The 15,220-nt window shown below is 64.4% G+C and carries 16 protein-coding genes; 5 read left to right on the top strand and 11 right to left on the bottom strand.

From position 1 onward, the window contains the following. Positions 1–3 precede the first annotated feature (3 nt). Both arr and ABQE44_RS12020 read right to left on the bottom strand, forming a co-directional pair. A complete protein-coding gene (gene arr, locus ABQE44_RS12025; protein WP_448391578.1) occupies positions 4–444 on the bottom strand; it encodes an NAD(+)--rifampin ADP-ribosyltransferase in 441 nt (146 codons plus the stop codon). A gap of 207 nt (positions 445–651) precedes the next feature. After that, positions 652–870, bottom strand: coding sequence for a hypothetical protein (locus tag ABQE44_RS12020; RefSeq protein WP_448429955.1), 219 nt, complete (start codon positions 868–870; stop codon positions 652–654). A 151-nt stretch (positions 871–1,021) separates the two neighbouring features. Here ABQE44_RS12020 and ABQE44_RS12015 point away from each other — a divergent pair, with 151 nt between their 5' ends. The 3 genes from ABQE44_RS12015 to ABQE44_RS12005 all read left to right on the top strand — a co-directional run bounded on the left by ABQE44_RS12015 (position 1,022) and on the right by ABQE44_RS12005 (position 3,125). Further along, complete coding sequence (locus ABQE44_RS12015; RefSeq protein ID WP_448430204.1) at positions 1,022–2,344, top strand: alpha/beta hydrolase; 1,323 nt, start codon at positions 1,022–1,024, stop codon at positions 2,342–2,344. Positions 2,345–2,436: 92 nt separating this feature from the next. Next, on the top strand, positions 2,437–2,691 hold the full coding sequence (locus ABQE44_RS12010; protein WP_448391575.1) for an antitoxin: 255 nt from the start codon (positions 2,437–2,439) through the stop codon (positions 2,689–2,691). After that, positions 2,688–3,125, top strand: a complete 438-nt coding sequence (locus ABQE44_RS12005; RefSeq protein ID WP_448429953.1) for a type II toxin-antitoxin system VapC family toxin — start codon at positions 2,688–2,690, stop codon at positions 3,123–3,125. Before ABQE44_RS12010 ends, ABQE44_RS12005 begins: the two co-directional genes overlap by 4 nt. 56 nt (positions 3,126–3,181) lie before the next feature. Here ABQE44_RS12005 and ABQE44_RS12000 read toward each other — a convergent pair whose 3' ends face one another. The 4 genes from ABQE44_RS12000 to ABQE44_RS11985 all read right to left on the bottom strand — a co-directional run bounded on the left by ABQE44_RS12000 (position 3,182) and on the right by ABQE44_RS11985 (position 6,863). Next, positions 3,182–4,126: an alpha/beta hydrolase gene (locus tag ABQE44_RS12000; protein ID WP_448429951.1), complete on the bottom strand. Its 945-nt coding sequence runs from the start codon at positions 4,124–4,126 to the stop codon at positions 3,182–3,184. Beyond that, positions 4,123–4,752, bottom strand: coding sequence for a TetR/AcrR family transcriptional regulator (locus ABQE44_RS11995; RefSeq protein WP_448391572.1), 630 nt, complete (start codon positions 4,750–4,752; stop codon positions 4,123–4,125). The genes ABQE44_RS12000 and ABQE44_RS11995 overlap by 4 nt, the downstream gene beginning before the upstream one ends. Further along, complete coding sequence (locus ABQE44_RS11990) at positions 4,742–6,112, bottom strand: flavin-containing monooxygenase (RefSeq protein ID WP_448429949.1); 1,371 nt, start codon at positions 6,110–6,112, stop codon at positions 4,742–4,744. The genes ABQE44_RS11995 and ABQE44_RS11990 overlap by 11 nt, the downstream gene beginning before the upstream one ends. Positions 6,113–6,296: 184 nt before the next feature. Then, the gene (locus tag ABQE44_RS11985) at positions 6,297–6,863 is read right to left on the bottom strand and encodes a dihydrofolate reductase family protein (RefSeq protein WP_448429947.1); all 567 of its coding nucleotides are present in this window, start codon (positions 6,861–6,863) and stop codon (positions 6,297–6,299) included. A gap of 408 nt (positions 6,864–7,271) precedes the next feature. Here ABQE44_RS11985 and ABQE44_RS11980 point away from each other — a divergent pair, with 408 nt between their 5' ends. Both ABQE44_RS11980 and ABQE44_RS11975 read left to right on the top strand, forming a co-directional pair. Beyond that, entirely contained in the window at positions 7,272–8,219 is a 948-nt protein-coding gene (locus ABQE44_RS11980; protein ID WP_448429945.1) for a DUF5996 family protein, read from the top strand. An 88-nt stretch (positions 8,220–8,307) separates the two neighbouring features. Beyond that, positions 8,308–9,315 (top strand): zinc-dependent alcohol dehydrogenase family protein, encoded by a 1,008-nt coding sequence (locus ABQE44_RS11975; protein ID WP_448429943.1) that lies wholly within the window; start codon positions 8,308–8,310, stop codon positions 9,313–9,315. A gap of 706 nt (positions 9,316–10,021) precedes the next feature. Here the strand turns inward: ABQE44_RS11975 and ABQE44_RS11970 are convergent. The 5 genes from ABQE44_RS11970 to rpsF form a co-directional block, all read right to left on the bottom strand. Beyond that, positions 10,022–13,105 carry a replicative DNA helicase gene (locus ABQE44_RS11970; RefSeq protein ID WP_448429941.1) on the bottom strand — a complete coding sequence of 1,028 codons (3,084 nt, stop codon included), beginning with the start codon at positions 13,103–13,105 and terminating at the stop codon, positions 10,022–10,024. A gap of 460 nt (positions 13,106–13,565) precedes the next feature. Continuing rightward, entirely contained in the window at positions 13,566–14,024 is a 459-nt protein-coding gene (gene rplI, locus ABQE44_RS11965; protein ID WP_448429939.1) for a 50S ribosomal protein L9, read from the bottom strand. A gap of 22 nt (positions 14,025–14,046) precedes the next feature. Next, positions 14,047–14,301, bottom strand: a complete 255-nt coding sequence (rpsR, locus tag ABQE44_RS11960; protein WP_448391565.1) for a 30S ribosomal protein S18 — start codon at positions 14,299–14,301, stop codon at positions 14,047–14,049. A gap of 38 nt (positions 14,302–14,339) precedes the next feature. Continuing rightward, a complete protein-coding gene (locus ABQE44_RS11955; protein ID WP_448391564.1) occupies positions 14,340–14,846 on the bottom strand; it encodes a single-stranded DNA-binding protein in 507 nt (168 codons plus the stop codon). A 77-nt stretch (positions 14,847–14,923) separates the two neighbouring features. Beyond that, complete coding sequence (gene rpsF, locus ABQE44_RS11950; protein WP_448391563.1) at positions 14,924–15,214, bottom strand: 30S ribosomal protein S6; 291 nt, start codon at positions 15,212–15,214, stop codon at positions 14,924–14,926. Between the last annotated feature and the right edge of the window lie 6 nt (positions 15,215–15,220).

The following is a 15,220-nucleotide window of genomic DNA, read 5'->3' as shown; positions in this document are numbered from 1 at the left end:
GGCCTAGTCGTAGATGACGTCGAGCCCGCGCCGTTTGAGATCGGCGAGGCCGTCGCGCATCGCCTGGAGCTGTTCGACGGAATGGCCCGTCCAGTCGGTGACCTCGCCGACGATGCGCACGGGTTCGCGGGTGCGGTAGGAGCGGGTCGGATTGCCCGGCAGCTTCTTGTCCGTCACGTTCGGATCGTCTTCGACGGGGCCCAGCGGTTCGACGATGTAGACGCGGCCCCGACCATCGCCGCGGGCCAGCTCGGCTCCCCACACCGCCGCATCCAAAGTCTGGGTCAGATACACGTGGTTCATGACGCGGCCATCCTCATAATTCGAGAGGCGACCGGGCACAAGCAGATCGCCAATGGACAGATCGGCTTTGGTGCCGTGCAGGTAAGCGCCCGACTCGTGCACTTCAAAGGGTTTCGGCGGACTCGGCACTCCGGCCTCCATTCGTCGCGTTCGTTGGCCGCAAGATTGTGCCGCGCATCCGGGGCCTTGCCGCAAGGCCCCCTCTCCGCCATATAGTGAGCATGGGCATGGCCGCCGGGTCCGACGAGTTGCCGCAGGCGATCAGCCCAGGAGTCTTCACCAGGGAACACCCGCCCGATCGAGGTTGTTGCTTTGGGTTACCTGCGGCACGACGAATAGCGTTAACCGTCAACGCCGATGACATATGTGGAGCAGCCGCAGCGCCGGGTTGGTTTCCGAAGCCACCCTTCGAATCAACACCGCAAGATAGCCGGACAGGAGCGGGATGGCTGCGAATGTGTCGTCGGCGAGGCCTTCGAAGTGTGCGATGGTCAAGAACCGCAGGGGTTTTCGAATGTTCATCGGCCTCATGGTCCTCATCTTGACCATCACGACCAGCGCCTGCACGTCAGGCACCCCAGCAGTGCCGTCAACACCTGACCTGAGCCGTTTCTACTCTCAACAGATTGCCTGGGAGGCCTGCGAGAGTTATGCCAACACCTCGATCGAGGGTGCTGTCTTTGCCCAGGCGCCGACCATGGAGTGCGGCCGCTTGGAAGTGCCGCTGGATTACCTGGACCCCGTTGGCAAGACAGTGCGCCTCGCCGTCGCGCGAGTGTCCGCCCGCGGCGAAGCCATCGGCTCGTTGGTGCTCAACCCCGGCGGGCCCGGCGGTTCTGGGTTGTTCGCCACCGCGGCGACGGCGATGTCACTTCCGGATGCTCGGCTGACCGAAAGCTTTGACCTGGTGGGTTTCGACCCCCGTGGCGTGGGCAGCACGGACCCGGCCATCGACTGCTACACCGACGCCGAGGCCGATCGTGGCGAGTTCCTGTTGAGCACTCAGGGCACCGCTGTGCAATGGACACAACAGGACACAAAAGACCTCCTCGATCGATGCGCCGAGCGCTCCGGTGGCATCGACGTACTGACCAGTGTCGGCACCCGCGACGCGGCGCGTGACATCGACGTGCTGCGGGCCGTACTCGGCGATGAACGGCTCACTTTCCTGGGTCAGAGTTACGGCACTCGGCTGGGCACTGTGTATGCCGAACAGTTCCCGCAGAACGTGCGCGCGATGCTGCTCGACGGCGCCATCGATCCGAACCAGGGCACCTTCGAGCGCCGGGTCGCGGCGTACGCCGGGTTCCAACGCTCTTTTGAGCAGATGGCCGGATTCTGTGCCGCGCAGGGCGACTGCCCGCTGGGCGACGACGTGGCCAGGGCTACCGGGCAATTCCAACAGATCGTGCGCCCGCTTTACGGGAACCCGGTACCGGCGCTGAACTCCGACCTCGACTTCGATGAAGCAATCGGCGGGGTTATCGCCGGTCTCTACAGCGAGACGGCGTGGCCTCGAATCATCACCGGGATAACCCAGTTGCAACAGAGACACGGTGACGAACTGCTACAGCTCAACTATGACTTCTTGCTCCGCGACGCCGAAGGCCGCTGGCCCAATTTCGCCGAAGCGCTCTACGCGATCAACTGCGTGGACGAGCAACGGCTCAGCGAGGAGGAGGGCAACACGTTGCGCGCCAGGATATTCGACGTAGCACCGTTCATGGACCCCGGCGTCGTCCTCACCGGCGCGCGGGACGGCTGCGAGCAGTGGCCGAGCGAGCCGACGCTTGGCATTCCCTACGCGTCAGACGTCGCAGGACTGCCGCCAACGCTGGTCGTGTCGATCACCGGCGATCCCACGACACCACATGCCGGCGGCATCAAGCTTGCAGAGGCGCTCGGCAGTGCCTTGCTCACCGTGGAAGGGGAAGGACACACCGTCGTCATGGGCGGAACCAACCAGTGCGTCAACGAAATAGCCGCCGACTACCTGATCGACCTCAAGTTACCGCCAGAAGGTGCGTTCTGCGAGCTGTGACGCCGCGGTGGATCCAGCCCTCATGTTGAATTCTCAAGTGAGCCGCATATTTGAAAGCGCAGCATCAATACTACTGATGCTATGCTGTCAACATGCGCACCACCGTCACGCTTGACGACGACACACTCGCGCTGGTCCGGCGGCGCATGCGCGAACGCGGCGTCTCCTTCAAGACCGCACTCAACGACGCGATCCGCGACGGTGCCCTCGGACAACCGCGGCCAACCCCATTCGTCACCCGGACCGCTGATCTCGGCGTTCCCACGGTGAATCTGGATCGTGCTCTGCAACTTGCCGCTGACCTCGAGGACGAGGAGCTACTGCGCAAGCAACGGCGGGGCGCGTGAAAATCGTTGACGCGAACGTGCTTCTGTACGCGGTGAACTCCGCCAGCACCCACCATGAGGCAAGTAGACGGTGGCTCGACGGCGCCCTTTCCGGATCGGACACCGTCGGGTTGGGCTGGACGCCCCTGCTCGCATTCGTCCGGCTGAGCACGAAGATCGGCCTTTTCCCGTCGCCGCTGTCTCCGGCAGACGCGATGCGCCAGGTCGTTGAATGGACGACCGCGCCGGGTGCGACGACAATCGGGCCGACGGCGCGGCATGGGGACGTCCTGCACGGCCTTCTCGCGCAATTGGGCACTGGCGGCAATCTCGTCAACGATGCCCATCTGGCGGCGCTGGCCATCGAACACCGCGCGTCGATCGTCAGCTACGACAGCGACTTCAGCCGGTTCGACGGCATTCGCTGGACTACCCCGGACGCGTTGCTCGCCTGACTAAACGCTACTGCTCGGGCGTGCTGAGCGCAGAGGCTACCTGGTGGCTTGGCAGATCATTGCCGGGTCGCGCCGGCCGCGGCTCGGGGCCCTGAACGGGGCGCCAATATGCGCTGCAGGAAGGCGATCTGACCCTTTGTGACCCGGCCATGGAACCTGGCGCCGGGATAGACGTCGAAGTGGTCGCACGGATAGTGGTGCACCGTCGCCCGCATCCGCGTCGCCGCCGTCGTCGCCGCTTCCGGCGGGGCGGTGCGGTCCAGATCGCCGATCTGGACCAGGGCCGGGCAGGTGACTCGTTTCGCGTTGACAACTGGCCGGTGTCCACCCATGACCAACACCAGTCGAGCGGCGAACTCGTTGCGCCAGCTGGGCCCGGCGATTCGCAACATCCCCTCGACGGCGCCTTCCGCGCTCAGACCCGCCACTTCACCGGGAGAGCCCACCACCGGGATGAGCACCGGCGGGCGGCGGCGCAACGTCGCCGCCACGTCACGCACCCCTCGGCCCATCACCCGCATGACATACCAGGGCCCGAGCGTCCGAATCATCCGGGCCACCACGGGAAGTCCGTCCGTCGCAGGCGTCAGCGCGATGATCCCGGCCAGGTTTGGGTCCTCCGCCGCAACCCGGATGACATGGCCGCCGGACAGCGACACACCCCACGCGACGATCCGTGCTGGATCGACGTTGTCGAGGCGCCGGGCATAGCCGATCACCGCGTGATAGTCGGCGACCTGCCGGGTAAGCGAAACCAGTTGCCTTGGCTCTCCGGTGGATTCGGCGAAGTGCCGGTAGTCGAACGTCACCACTTCGGCACCTGCGCCGGCCAGCGCCTCGGCGAACTCGAACAGCCCGCTGTCCTGGGTGGCGCCGAGCCCGTGTGCCATGACGACACAGGGGCGCCCGGCCTCACCGGTCAGCGCGTCCGTCGTCGCCGCGAAGCGCCGCGCCACGATCACGTCGCCGCCGATCGGGATCTGAAGTCGGGTGGATGTCATTGCGGCGCCTCTCCGAATAGCGCTGTGTGCCAGACATGTATGACAGCCGCAAGGAGCGGGCCGGCGGCCTTGACATCGTCGTCGGACCGGACGTGTCGGTCGAGGACCCGTTCGTTCATCGAGATCAGCGTGTGGGCCAGCGCGTCGGGGGCCGGTATGTCGATGGTCGGCTGGGTGGTGATGAAGTCGCAGACGAATTCCTCATAGCGCTGCAGCCACTGGTGCCAGATCGCGCGCGCCTCGGGGTCGGTGTCGCGGGCGTCGAGCATCGCCCGGAACAACGTCCGGTGCTTGTGCCACGACTCGAAAGTCCGCGTCATCGCGTCGGCGACGGCGGCGCGCGGGTCACCGCCACCGGCGAGCGATCCCCCGATGGTGAAGACGTCGTCGTGGAAGATCTCCGTCAGCAGTTCGGTGACGACCTCGTGCTTGCCGGCGAAATAGAAGTAAAACGCGGGCCGCTTCAACCCCGCCGCCCGTGCTACCTCAGCGATGCTGATGTCGGCCAACGAGTGGGTCTGCAGCTGTTCCTCGAAGGCTTCGAGAATCCGCAGCCTGCTCTGGTCGCCGCGCGCTTGTGGCCGGCGCGCGTTACGTCGTGAGGTCTGCGTCGACTCAGGCGACACCGGCCGCCTCGCGAGCCCGACCGGCCAGCTGCACCGGTCCGAGCTTCTCGACACGGCGCCGTCCGGCCGGCAGCTCACGCTTGCGCATGTCGCGTTCGTAGTGCCAATAGTCGACCTGTTGGGTGTGCCGCGGCTTGTCGACGAAGTGCCCGACGTACTTGCGTTCGTCGGCGGCGATGACGCGCCACATCTGCGCCTCGGACGGCGGGCGGTAGGTGCCGGCGAGATACGCGGCGGCCAGCCGGGCCTGGCACTCGACGAACGGGAACAAGGTGGGCACCGCCTGCGCGAACCCGATGAACAACAGGTCGTCGATGCCTGGTTTGAGGATCCGCTTGTACAGCGAAAGCCGGTTCTCCGGTGCCTCGAGGAAGCTCCGGTCGAAGAACGGGAACGTGATGTTGTATCCGGTCGCGTAGATGATCACGTCGGCTTCTACGGTCGAGCCGTCCACGAATACCACCGAATTTCCGTCGAGGCGTTCGATATTCGGCTTCGCGATCGCGTCACCGGAGCCTAGCCGCATGAGCAGTTCCGCGGACTGGGTGGGATGCGCCTCGAGGAATCCATGGTTGGGTTTGGGCAGACCGTAACTCTGGGGGTCGCCAAACATCAACCGCGCGAACGGTTGCATGGCGCGACGCTGCCAGGACAGCGGGATCACCGGCAGCGATCGCGCGACCTTGTCGGCGGTCATCCCGAAGATGTACTTCGGGACCACCCACGCTCCGGAGCGGGTGGACAGATAAACCGTGTTGCGCCAAGACTTCTGGGAAAGCTCGGAAACGAGGTCGGCCGCCGAGTTGCCGATCCCTACGACGACGATGCGCTTGCCGCGCAGCTCCAGCGGCTCGGTGGGGTCGATGTAGGCGTGCGCGTGGATGCTCTCGCCGGTGAACTCACCGGGGAAGTCCGGTGTGCGCGGATCCCAGTGATGTCCGTTGGCGACGACCAGGGCGTCATAGCGGCGCGTCTGCCCGTCTTCGGTGTCGAGTTCCCAGCCGCCGTGGGGCAGCCGCCGGGCGTGCTCGACGCCGTTGCGGAACTGGATCCGCTTCAGCAGCCCGAACGCGTCGGCGTACTCGTCGAGGTACTCCTTGACCTGGGTGTGGTGCGGAAAGTCGGGGAGGTCGTCGCGCATCGGGAAGTCGCGGAACGACAGACAGTGCCGCGAGGTGTCGATGTGCAGCGATCGGTAGGCGCTGGAGCGTCCGTTGGGATTTCGGAACGCCCAGTTGCCGCCGATCCGATCGGACGACTCGAAGCAGTCGTAGTCGATCCCGGCGTCCGCGAGGCTTTTGCCGGTGGTCAAGCCGCTGATGCCTGCGCCGATGATTGCCACCGTGGGTGATGTAGCCATGTCGCCTACCGTTCTGTGAACTCCGTCACCGACGACATTACCCATTTTCTGACACTTGTCAAAATATTGATCTGGCGGCTCACCGCGCGATGCTCAGATTCGGTGCCGTGGCGTTGTGCCCTAAGCGAGGATCGCACCGAGTCCGAGTGGGATGACTTGTGGCGCAGCTCGAATAGCTGACAGATCAGTCCTGCTTCGCTTCGTAGCGCAGCAGGACCGTGCCACCCGGAAAGGTGCGATTCTCCAATAGTCGCAGCGAGATCCATGACGGCAAGGTCGGAAAGAACGATGTGCCGCCGCCCACCGCGGTGGGCGCCAGTACGATCCGGAACTCGTCGACCAGTCCGGCCTGCACAATCGGTGCGGCCAGCGTCGCGCCGGCCACCTCGAGCTGACCGTCGGTTTCGGCTTTCAGCTTCCGCAGAACTTCGACCGGGTTGCCGCGCTCCAGGCGGGAGTTCCAGTCGACGGTCCTCAGGGTGCGCGAGAACACGACCTTGGGCATGTCGCGCCAGATGCGGGCGAAGTCGATGATCAGCGGGGTGGCGTCTGGGGCCTTGTCGGCGGTCGGCCAGTACGCGGACATCAACTCGTAGAGTCGCCGCCCGTAGAGCGACAGCGCGGTCTCGCGCTCGAAGTCGTTCCAGTACTGGTGCAGTTCGTCGCTCGGTTCAGACCAGTCGATGCTGCCTTGCGCGTCGGCGATGTAGCCGTCCACCGACACGTTGAAGCCATAGATGAGTTTGCCCATACAGATCAGACTGCACCGGAGGGCAAATCTCATCGCGACGCCACGCGCGACCGACTGCAGTTCGTAGCGGCCCAGCGGCCCGCCTCTCCGCACATCGAGGGTCAACGGTGTTCACCATGGCAGTCGTTGAGACAGATGACAATCCGACGAACCCATCCCTGCCGCAGGCACATTCGTCACGACGTCCTCGCTGCCGCCAAGCAAAGTGTTTCCGTGTCGTGCACATCACAGTAAGGTCAGGGGTGTAGCTGCGCTGAATCGCACTTCATTACATGCCGGGGCGTCTCGCAAAGATGTTGCGCGCCGCCGTCGCTGCGTACGGCAACCGACGCCGTACTTGGAGGCAGGCTGCTCGCCCAACGTCGCCAAGCCGGAGTACCAGTAGTACCCGAAGGAGAAAGGACCCCCGTGGCAGAGCACACGCGCCTCGACAGTTGGCCCCGTCTGCGTGTCGACGACTGGGCACCGACGCGGGAAACCCTGCACATGTGGACGCAGATCGTCGGCAAGATCCGGCTCGCCCACGCCCCGCTGGTGAACGACTGGTGGCAGGTCACCTTGTACGTGACGCCGCGGGGGCTCACCACATCGGCGATCCCGCACCGCGGTGAAACCTTCGACATCGAGTTCGACTTCATCGACCACCAGTTGCGGATCCGAAGTAGCAGCGGCGCAGGCGGATCCATCCATCTCAAAGCGCGATCCGTGGCCGACTTCTACCTCACGGTGATGTCGGCGCTGCAGGAGCTGGGTCTCGACACGCGGATCCAACCCCGTCCCAACGAAGTCGAGCCGGCTGTGCCGTTCGCCGAAGACGTCGAGCGCGCATCGTACGATCCCGCAGCCGCGAACCTGTTCTGGCGGCAACTGCTCCAGGCGAACCGCGTCATCGGCCAGTTCCGATCACGGTTCGTTGGCAAGGTCAGTCCGGTTCACTTCTTCTGGGGTGCAATGGATTTAGCGTGTACTAGATTCTCCGGCGGTAGCGCGCCGATCCACCCCGGTGGCTCACCCAATGTCGGTGACTGGGTGATGGTGGAGGGGTATTCCCGCGAACTGAGCAGTTGCGGGTTTTGGCCCGGCGGCGGCGACGAGGGCGCGTTCTATGCCTATGCCTACCCGGCACCCGATGGCTTCGCCGACTACCAGGTCGGCCCCGAAGAGGCGTTCTACAGTCAGGACTACCGCCAGTTCCTGCTGCCGTATGAGGCCGTACGGCAAGCAGCCGACCCCGACCAGGCACTGACCGAATTCCTCCAGGGCACTTACGAAGCCGCGGCAGTCCTCGGCAACTGGGACCGCGCCGCGCTGGAGGACGACCCCGATCGCTGGAGAGCCCGGCAATCGCGTGCATGAGACAGTGCGTGGAGCGTGCACCCGGCGCATGGGAAGAACGCCCGTCCTGGAGCGTTACGCACCCAGAACCACGAGGAGGAACACGGATATGGCCGGATCGATGAAAGCTGTGGTGCTCGAACGTTTCGGTGGGTCCGACGCCTTCGAACTGCGCGACGTGTCCGTACCTCAGGTCGAACCCCGCCAGGTACGGGTGCGCGTCCATGCGACCGCCGTCAACCCGCTCGACTATCAGATCCGTCGCGGAGACTACCCGGACCTGGTGGCGCTCCCCACGATCACCGGGCACGACGTGTCCGGCGTGATCGAGGAAATCGGGTCCCACGTGAGCGAGTTCCGCGTCGGAGATGCGGTGTACTACACGCCCCAGATCTTCGGCGGCCCCGGCTCCTACGCCGAGCAGCACGTCGCCGATGTCGACCTCGTCGGCCGGAAGCCGGAGAACCTGAGTCACCTGGAGGCGGCAAGTCTGACTCTCGTCGGCGGAACCGTCTGGGAATCGCTGGTAACGCGGGCTCAGCTCACCGTCGGGGAGACGGTCCTCGTCCATGGTGGCGCCGGCGGTGTCGGCACGATCGCGATCCAGGTCGCGAAGGCGATCGGGGCGCGGGTGATCACCACCGCGAAGGGCAGCGACCATGAGTTCGTGCGCTCTCTCGGAGCGGATGCAGCGATCGACTTCACGTCGACGGACTACGTCGACGCCGTGGCCGAGATGACGCAGGGCAAGGGGGTCGATGTCGTCCTCGACACGATCGGCGGTGACACGCTCACCCGAAGCCCGCTGGCGCTCGCCGACGCCGGACGCGTCGTCAGCATCGTCGACATCGCGCAGCCGCAGAATCTCATCGAGGCCTGGGGCAAGAACGCCGCCTATCACTTCGTCTTCACACGACAGAACCGAGGAAAACTGGACGCGCTCACAACGCTGGTCGAGCGCAGTCTCGTCAAGCCGGTCATCGGCGCGACCCTGCCGCTCGCACGAATGGGCGAGGCTCACGATCTCCTGGAGAACAGGCGGTCGTATGTGCTGCACGGCAAGGTCGCGATCGATGTCGCGGGTGAAACTGTCGCGCTTCCCCCGCGTGCGGCGTAGCGGAACGGCTACATCGCGTGCTGTTCGACGACATGGAGGGATGGTGCCTGCCGTTAGGAGAGCGCATTTCGCCACGCGAAGTCCCCCACGACAACGCGTCGACAAGATCGTTCCCCGCGCTCCAGTGCGCGACGAAACGAGTAGCGACCAGCGGGGGAACCACCTCGTCCTCCGTGCCCTGGATGACGAGCATCGGCACATGCCTGGCCCGCTCCCCCATCTGGGCCCACGCCTGACGCGCCGTGTACTCGGGGGATGTGGCGTGCGGATCATCGAATTAGCTTGCGGTCGAGGATGCGGCGCAAAGTGGTGCCAGCGCGAGCTTATAACCGAATCGGGACGGAGCCGAGACAGAACCTCCACCCGAAAAGCGCACGGCCAAACCAGCTTTCGGTTGCGTCTGTCAACACTAACTGTTGCCAGACGCAACAGTTGATAGGCTACGAAGCAGTCCGCTCGGTAGCCGTGTGTCGAGCTGCGAGAAAGATTGACGAGCTGCCCATGACTGTTTAACAAGTTGGTTAGACGATGACACTAGAGCGACCGCCACCCGCGCTAGTGGCGTCGCTGAGTTGGCCCTGAACCAGGATGAATACAACGCATGCTTGCTGACATCCAATCTGTCTCACGCTTCGTGACCAATTGGTCATTCGGTGGTCATTCCAGATGGGATTTGGTCACGAAGTATGAGAAGTCACAGGTCGTGTTACGCCTTCGCCATGTTGGTGAAGCGCGACAAATGCAGTTGGTGCGCAACGGTAATGGTCTTGGTTGGCCCGTTGCGGTGCTTACCTATTATCAGGTCCGCTTCGCCACCGCGAGGATCGTCACGCTCGAACGCATCCGGCCGATGCAAAAGTATGACCATATCCGCATCTTGTTCGAGCGAGTTGTGAACTGAGATACCCTGCGCAACGAAATTGTGTGTCCCGCTTACGGTTCCGTCGTATACATCGTGTTCGCCGATGCTCGTAATCTCGACAATCGAATCCCAGAACACCTCGTTGGTTGCGAGGTCGTGCAACTCGTGGTCTTCCAACAGTGCGGCCGTTCGATGCAACCGGCCACGGCTCGGTGCATGCTTCCACAACGTCGAACCGCAGAACTTTGTGCCCATCGCCGCCGCGAACGCCCGGTGTGACATCTTCTGATCTGCCAGCGCCGCACGGACATTCGTCCAGACTTCCTTCGGAACAGTGTCGAGGTTCGTGTTACGAACCTTGCTCTCGAGCATACCGACCACGTCCCGCACGGCGATCGACTTTTCGCCGTTCACGCCGACATGGCGAAGGAATCGCAATTGGTTCTCGGCGCCATAGATGTACAGATGCCACCCATCGCGATACCCCGCTTTACGGACCCGCTTGATGCGCGCGAACACGCCCAAACGTGCCAACAGAATGGCGACGTCGTCAACGAGTCGTCGACTTGTCGACGCGTAATACACCCGGCCTTGCCCAGCCTTCGAATCCCACCGCACCGACCCATCCGTCGCCCAAAGATGCCGGAGGAACAACGCGACCTGATCATTCGGTGCTGCGAAAATCGCTTCTGGCACGAACTTTTCGTAACTTCGCTTGCCGAATAGCCCCAGCTTGTCGAACCATGCGGCAATAGGATTCCGCTTGCCGTGCGTCAAGTGATACGGCGTCGGCAGGCGCAGCGTCGTCACCCGCGCCGCGGGATAGTCATCACGCACCGCGGTCACACCGAAATGCTCGGCCGCGGACGCGACCGCGTGCAGGTTCCACTCGTCGATACTCGCGTAGCGGATCGGCTGGTTCTTGACACACGAACCGTCACCGATCATGTGCGCCAGCAGGATCACCTCGGAGTCGTTCATCCGCTGGGTCTGCACCGGCTCAGGCACCCGCCGAGGCACCGCGACGCGATCGCCAACCTGCAACTCGCCCAACGGAGTCCAGCCGTCCAGCGTCATAAACGGATGGTTCGCTGTCGCCTCTACTTCACGGCCCGACGCCAGCCTTACCTTGAACACTTCCTTGTGCCCGCTGTAAAACACGTTGGTCATCGGATGCGCCACCATGCGCTTGCGCTCATCCAGCGACCACACCAGCGGTCGCTCGCCGGTGCGCATCAGCTCACCGAACGTCACCTCGGCACCGTTGTCCGCCCGCAGGATTCGCGTGTTGGCCGTCAAGCATCCCGACTCGCGAAGATCCGAGATCATCGGCTTCTTGTCGGTGCGCTGTTCCGGACCGCGGTTCAGTTGGCTGATCGCGACCACCGGGACATCGAGCTCCTTGGCCATCAACTTCAGGCTTCGCGAGAAGTCCGACACCTCCTGCTGACGCGACTCGTACTTCTTGCCCGACGTCATCAGCTGCATGTAGTCCACGACAATCAGCTTCAAGCCCGCCTTCTGCGACAGCCGCCGCGCCTTGGCGCGGATCTCCATCATCGTCAGGTTCGGCGAATCGTCGATATACAACGGCGCTTCGCTGATTTCGCTCATCCGCCGCGCCAGCCGCGTCCAGTCGTCATCACTCATCCGGCCCGACCGCATGTCAGCCAGCTTGATCTTCGCCTCCGCCGACAGCAATCGCATCACGATCTCGGAACGGCTCATCTCCAAACTGAAGATGACGCTGGACATCTGGTGCTTGATCGAACACGACCGCAAAAAGTCCAACCCCAGCGTCGAATTGTGCGTCGGCACCATGTCTCGGCCCGCCAGATACAGGTGATCGGCGCTAGTGACCTCGACACAGCGCACCGGCACACTCGCAGTGCGCCGGACCGCGTCGATTCCCCACGCGGACCGACGGCGACCACCCACCGTCGCCAACGCCGGCACCCGCGTCGCGCTGACGACGTCGACGCCGGGTCGCAGCGCCGTGGTGACCTGCACACCCCGACTCGTCGGCCACTGGTGCATCGCATCAGCGACGATCACCGTCCCGTCGGCGAATTCGACCTCGTAACACGGCCGGCCCAGCATGACGTCCGTCGCCGCCACCACCTGCGTCGGCTCACCGTCAGCCCCCAGCAGCCAATCCCCCACCGCGACGTCGCCCATCGTGGTCCAGCCCGTCGGCGTCGGCAGCGGTGTATCCAGCGCCAGTGCCTTACCCACACCCGGCCTCGCCGCGATGATGATCATCTGGCCCGGATGCAGACCGTTGGTGACGTCGTCGAGCTCGATGAAGCCGGTCGGCACGCCGCGCGCCAGCCCGCCGTTGGACGCGATCGCGTCGATCTCATCCATCGTCGGCTGCAGCAGGTCCTCGAGCGGCACGAAGTCCTCGGATCCGCCGCGGCCCTCGGTGACGTCGTAGATCTCGGCTTGCGCCCGGTCCACGATCTCGGTGACGTCGGCCCCCTCCGCGCCTGCGTAGCCGTACTGCACGACCCGCGTTCCGGCCTCCACAAGCCGGCGCAGCAGCGCCTTCTCCGCCACGATGCCCGCGTAGTAGCCCGCATTGGCCGCCGTCGGCACCGTGGAGATCAGCGTGTGCAGGTACGGCGCCCCGCCGATACGGCGCAACAACCCCCGCCGATCGAGCTCCGCAGCCACCGTCACCGCGTCGGCGGGCTCACCGCGCCCGTACAGGTCCAGGATCGCGTCGTAGACGTTCTGGTGGGCGGGCCGGTAGAAGTCGCCGGGACGCAGCCGCTCCAGCACATCGGCGATGGCGTCCTTGCTCAGCAGCATGCCGCCGAGGACGGCCTGTTCGGCCGCGGCGTCCTGCGGCGGTTGGCGACCGAAGTCTTCACTGGGCGGTGGAGCGTCCATGCCCGAATGGCCCAAGTCGTCAACGACAGCCACCTAGCCCTGCACCTCCCCTAGTTCGAAGCTCGAACGCATATTCGACACGTACTGCCGTGACAATAATTGAGCACACAGACAAATCGCCCGCGACGGCTCACGCTAGACGTTGCTGGAGGCCAGTCAATGGGGCCTGTTTATAAGGTTGTGCATGGCGTGTGGATAGACCGCTCCCCCCATGTTGACGGCCTGGGGAGAACCTGTGGACTAACGTCTCCGTTGAATACATTTGCGCTGTTTAGCGCACCACAGGTGGGCTCTGGATCTGTGGATGACAATTCGTTCGGCGTGTCGTGTCCGGTTGCCGTCTCGGGCGTGTTGAGTATCGTCCCGACGGCGCGGAGGTTAACAGCCGGTTATCTTCGCTGTGACGCGATGCGCCCGCAAAGTTCGCCAGCGCATACAGCAACGACCGGGTGAAGGCCGATCAAGCCCTCACCCGGTCTTATTGACGCTGGCGCTAGTCCGCGGCGACGACGTGCAGCGACACCGAAGCATCCACCTCGGGGTGCAGCCGCACCTCGATCGGATGGGTGCCCGTCATCTTGATATGTGCCTTGGGCAGCTGGACGGTGCGCTTGTCGAGGTTCGGCCCGCCGGCGCTCTTGATGGCCGCGACGACGTCTGCAGCCGTCACCGAGCCGAACAGCTTGCCGGTGTCCGGAGCCGCCTTGACCGACAGCTCCACCGCGCCCAGGCCCTCGATGGCGGTCTTCAGCTCGCCGGCATGCTCGAGGCTTTTGACGCTCTTGGCTTCCCGGGCCCGCCGGATCGCCTCGGCCTGTTTCTCCGCGCCCCGGGTGGCCACGATGGCCAGCTTGCGCGGCAGCAGGAAGTTACGGCCGTAGCCGTCCTTGACCTCCACGATGTCGCCCGTCGTACCGAGGTGGTCGACGTCAGCGGTAAGAATCAGTTTCATTCTCTAGTCCTCTTATCGCGGCTTATCGCGCCGACGAGCTGAACGGCAGCAGCGCCACCTCGCGGGCATTCTTGACCGCGACGGCGATGTCACGCTGGTGCTGCACGCAGTTGCCGGTCACGCGGCGCGCGCGGATCTTGCCGCGCTCACTGATGTAGGTACGCAGCAGCGCGGTGTCCTTGTAATCGATGTCCTGCCCCTTCTTGGAGCAGAACACGCACTTGCGAGTCTTGACCGGCTTCTCGGGAGCCGGGCGGCGTTTGTTGCTCTTGGCCATGTGTCTCTATCTCTTCTCGATATTGCTGATCAGTTTGGTTAGAAGGGCGGCTCGTCGTCGTTGCCGGCGAAGGAGCCGGTCGCGGGCGCGCTGCCCCACGGGTCGTCCTTGGGCTGTTCGGGCTGGCGGGAGCCTCCGCCGCCGCCGCCACCACCGAAGCCGCCGCCGCCCCCGCCGCTGCGGCTGGCCTTGTTCACCTTGGCGGTCGCGTACCGTAGCGATGGGCCGATCTCGTCGACCTCGAGCTCCACCACGGTGCGCTTCTCGCCTTCGCGGGTCTCGAACGACCGCTGCTTGAGGCGGCCCTGCACGATCACCCGCGCGCCGCGGGTCAGGCTCTCGGCCACGTTCTCGGCGGCCTCGCGCCAGATGTTGCACCGCAAGAACAGTGCCTCGCCGTCTCTCCACTCACCGCTTTGGCGGTCATAGATACGCGGCGTCGACGCGACCGTGAAGTTGGCGACAGCTGCACCCGATGGGGTGAACCGCAGTTCCGGGTCGGCGGTCAGATTTCCAACGACGGTGATGATGGTGTCACCAGCCACGAGATCCTCCTATTTGGGCGGCTTACTGGGCGCGAGCCTACGGAAGCGCTCCGACGTGTACAGCCTCTTCTTCGGGACTAGTGCTTGTCGGTCCGCATCACCTTGGTCCGCAGCACGGACTCGTTCAGGTTGAGCTGGCGATCCAGCTCGGACACGGTCGCGGGCTCAGCCTTCACATCGATGACGGCATAGATGCCCTCGGCGTGCTTGGCGATCTCGTACGCGAGCCGGCGTCGGCCCCAGATGTCGACCTTGTCCACGCTGCCGCCGTCCTTGCGGACCACGTTGAGGAACGCTTCCAGCGACGGAGCTACAGTGCGCTCGTCAAGGGTGGGGTCGAGGATGACCATGATTTCGTATGGACGCATGAAGAC

It is taken from the genome of Mycolicibacterium sp. XJ2546, assembly GCF_053483195.1.
The sequence above is the reverse complement of the archived record's forward strand: the minus strand, read 5'-3'. Positions and strand labels throughout refer to the sequence as shown.

Bases quoted from the DNA above. Each gene is read 5' to 3' on its own strand.
- arr (WP_448391578.1), bottom strand. From the start codon at position 444: ATGGAGGCCGGAGTGCCGAGTCCGCCGAAACCCTTTGAAGTGCACGAG.
- rplI (WP_448429939.1), bottom strand. From the start codon at position 14,024: ATGAAACTGATTCTTACCGCTGACGTCGACCACCTCGGTACGACGGGC.
- ABQE44_RS12010 (WP_448391575.1), top strand. From the start codon at position 2,437: ATGCGCACCACCGTCACGCTTGACGACGACACACTCGCGCTGGTCCGG.
- ABQE44_RS11990 (WP_448429949.1), bottom strand. From the start codon at position 6,112: ATGGCTACATCACCCACGGTGGCAATCATCGGCGCAGGCATCAGCGGC.
- ABQE44_RS11985 (WP_448429947.1), bottom strand. From the start codon at position 6,863: ATGGGCAAACTCATCTATGGCTTCAACGTGTCGGTGGACGGCTACATC.
- rpsR (WP_448391565.1), bottom strand. From the start codon at position 14,301: ATGGCCAAGAGCAACAAACGCCGCCCGGCTCCCGAGAAGCCGGTCAAG.
- ABQE44_RS12000 (WP_448429951.1), bottom strand. From the start codon at position 4,126: ATGACATCCACCCGACTTCAGATCCCGATCGGCGGCGACGTGATCGTG.
- ABQE44_RS11975 (WP_448429943.1), top strand. From the start codon at position 8,308: ATGGCCGGATCGATGAAAGCTGTGGTGCTCGAACGTTTCGGTGGGTCC.
- rpsF (WP_448391563.1), bottom strand. From the start codon at position 15,214: ATGCGTCCATACGAAATCATGGTCATCCTCGACCCCACCCTTGACGAG.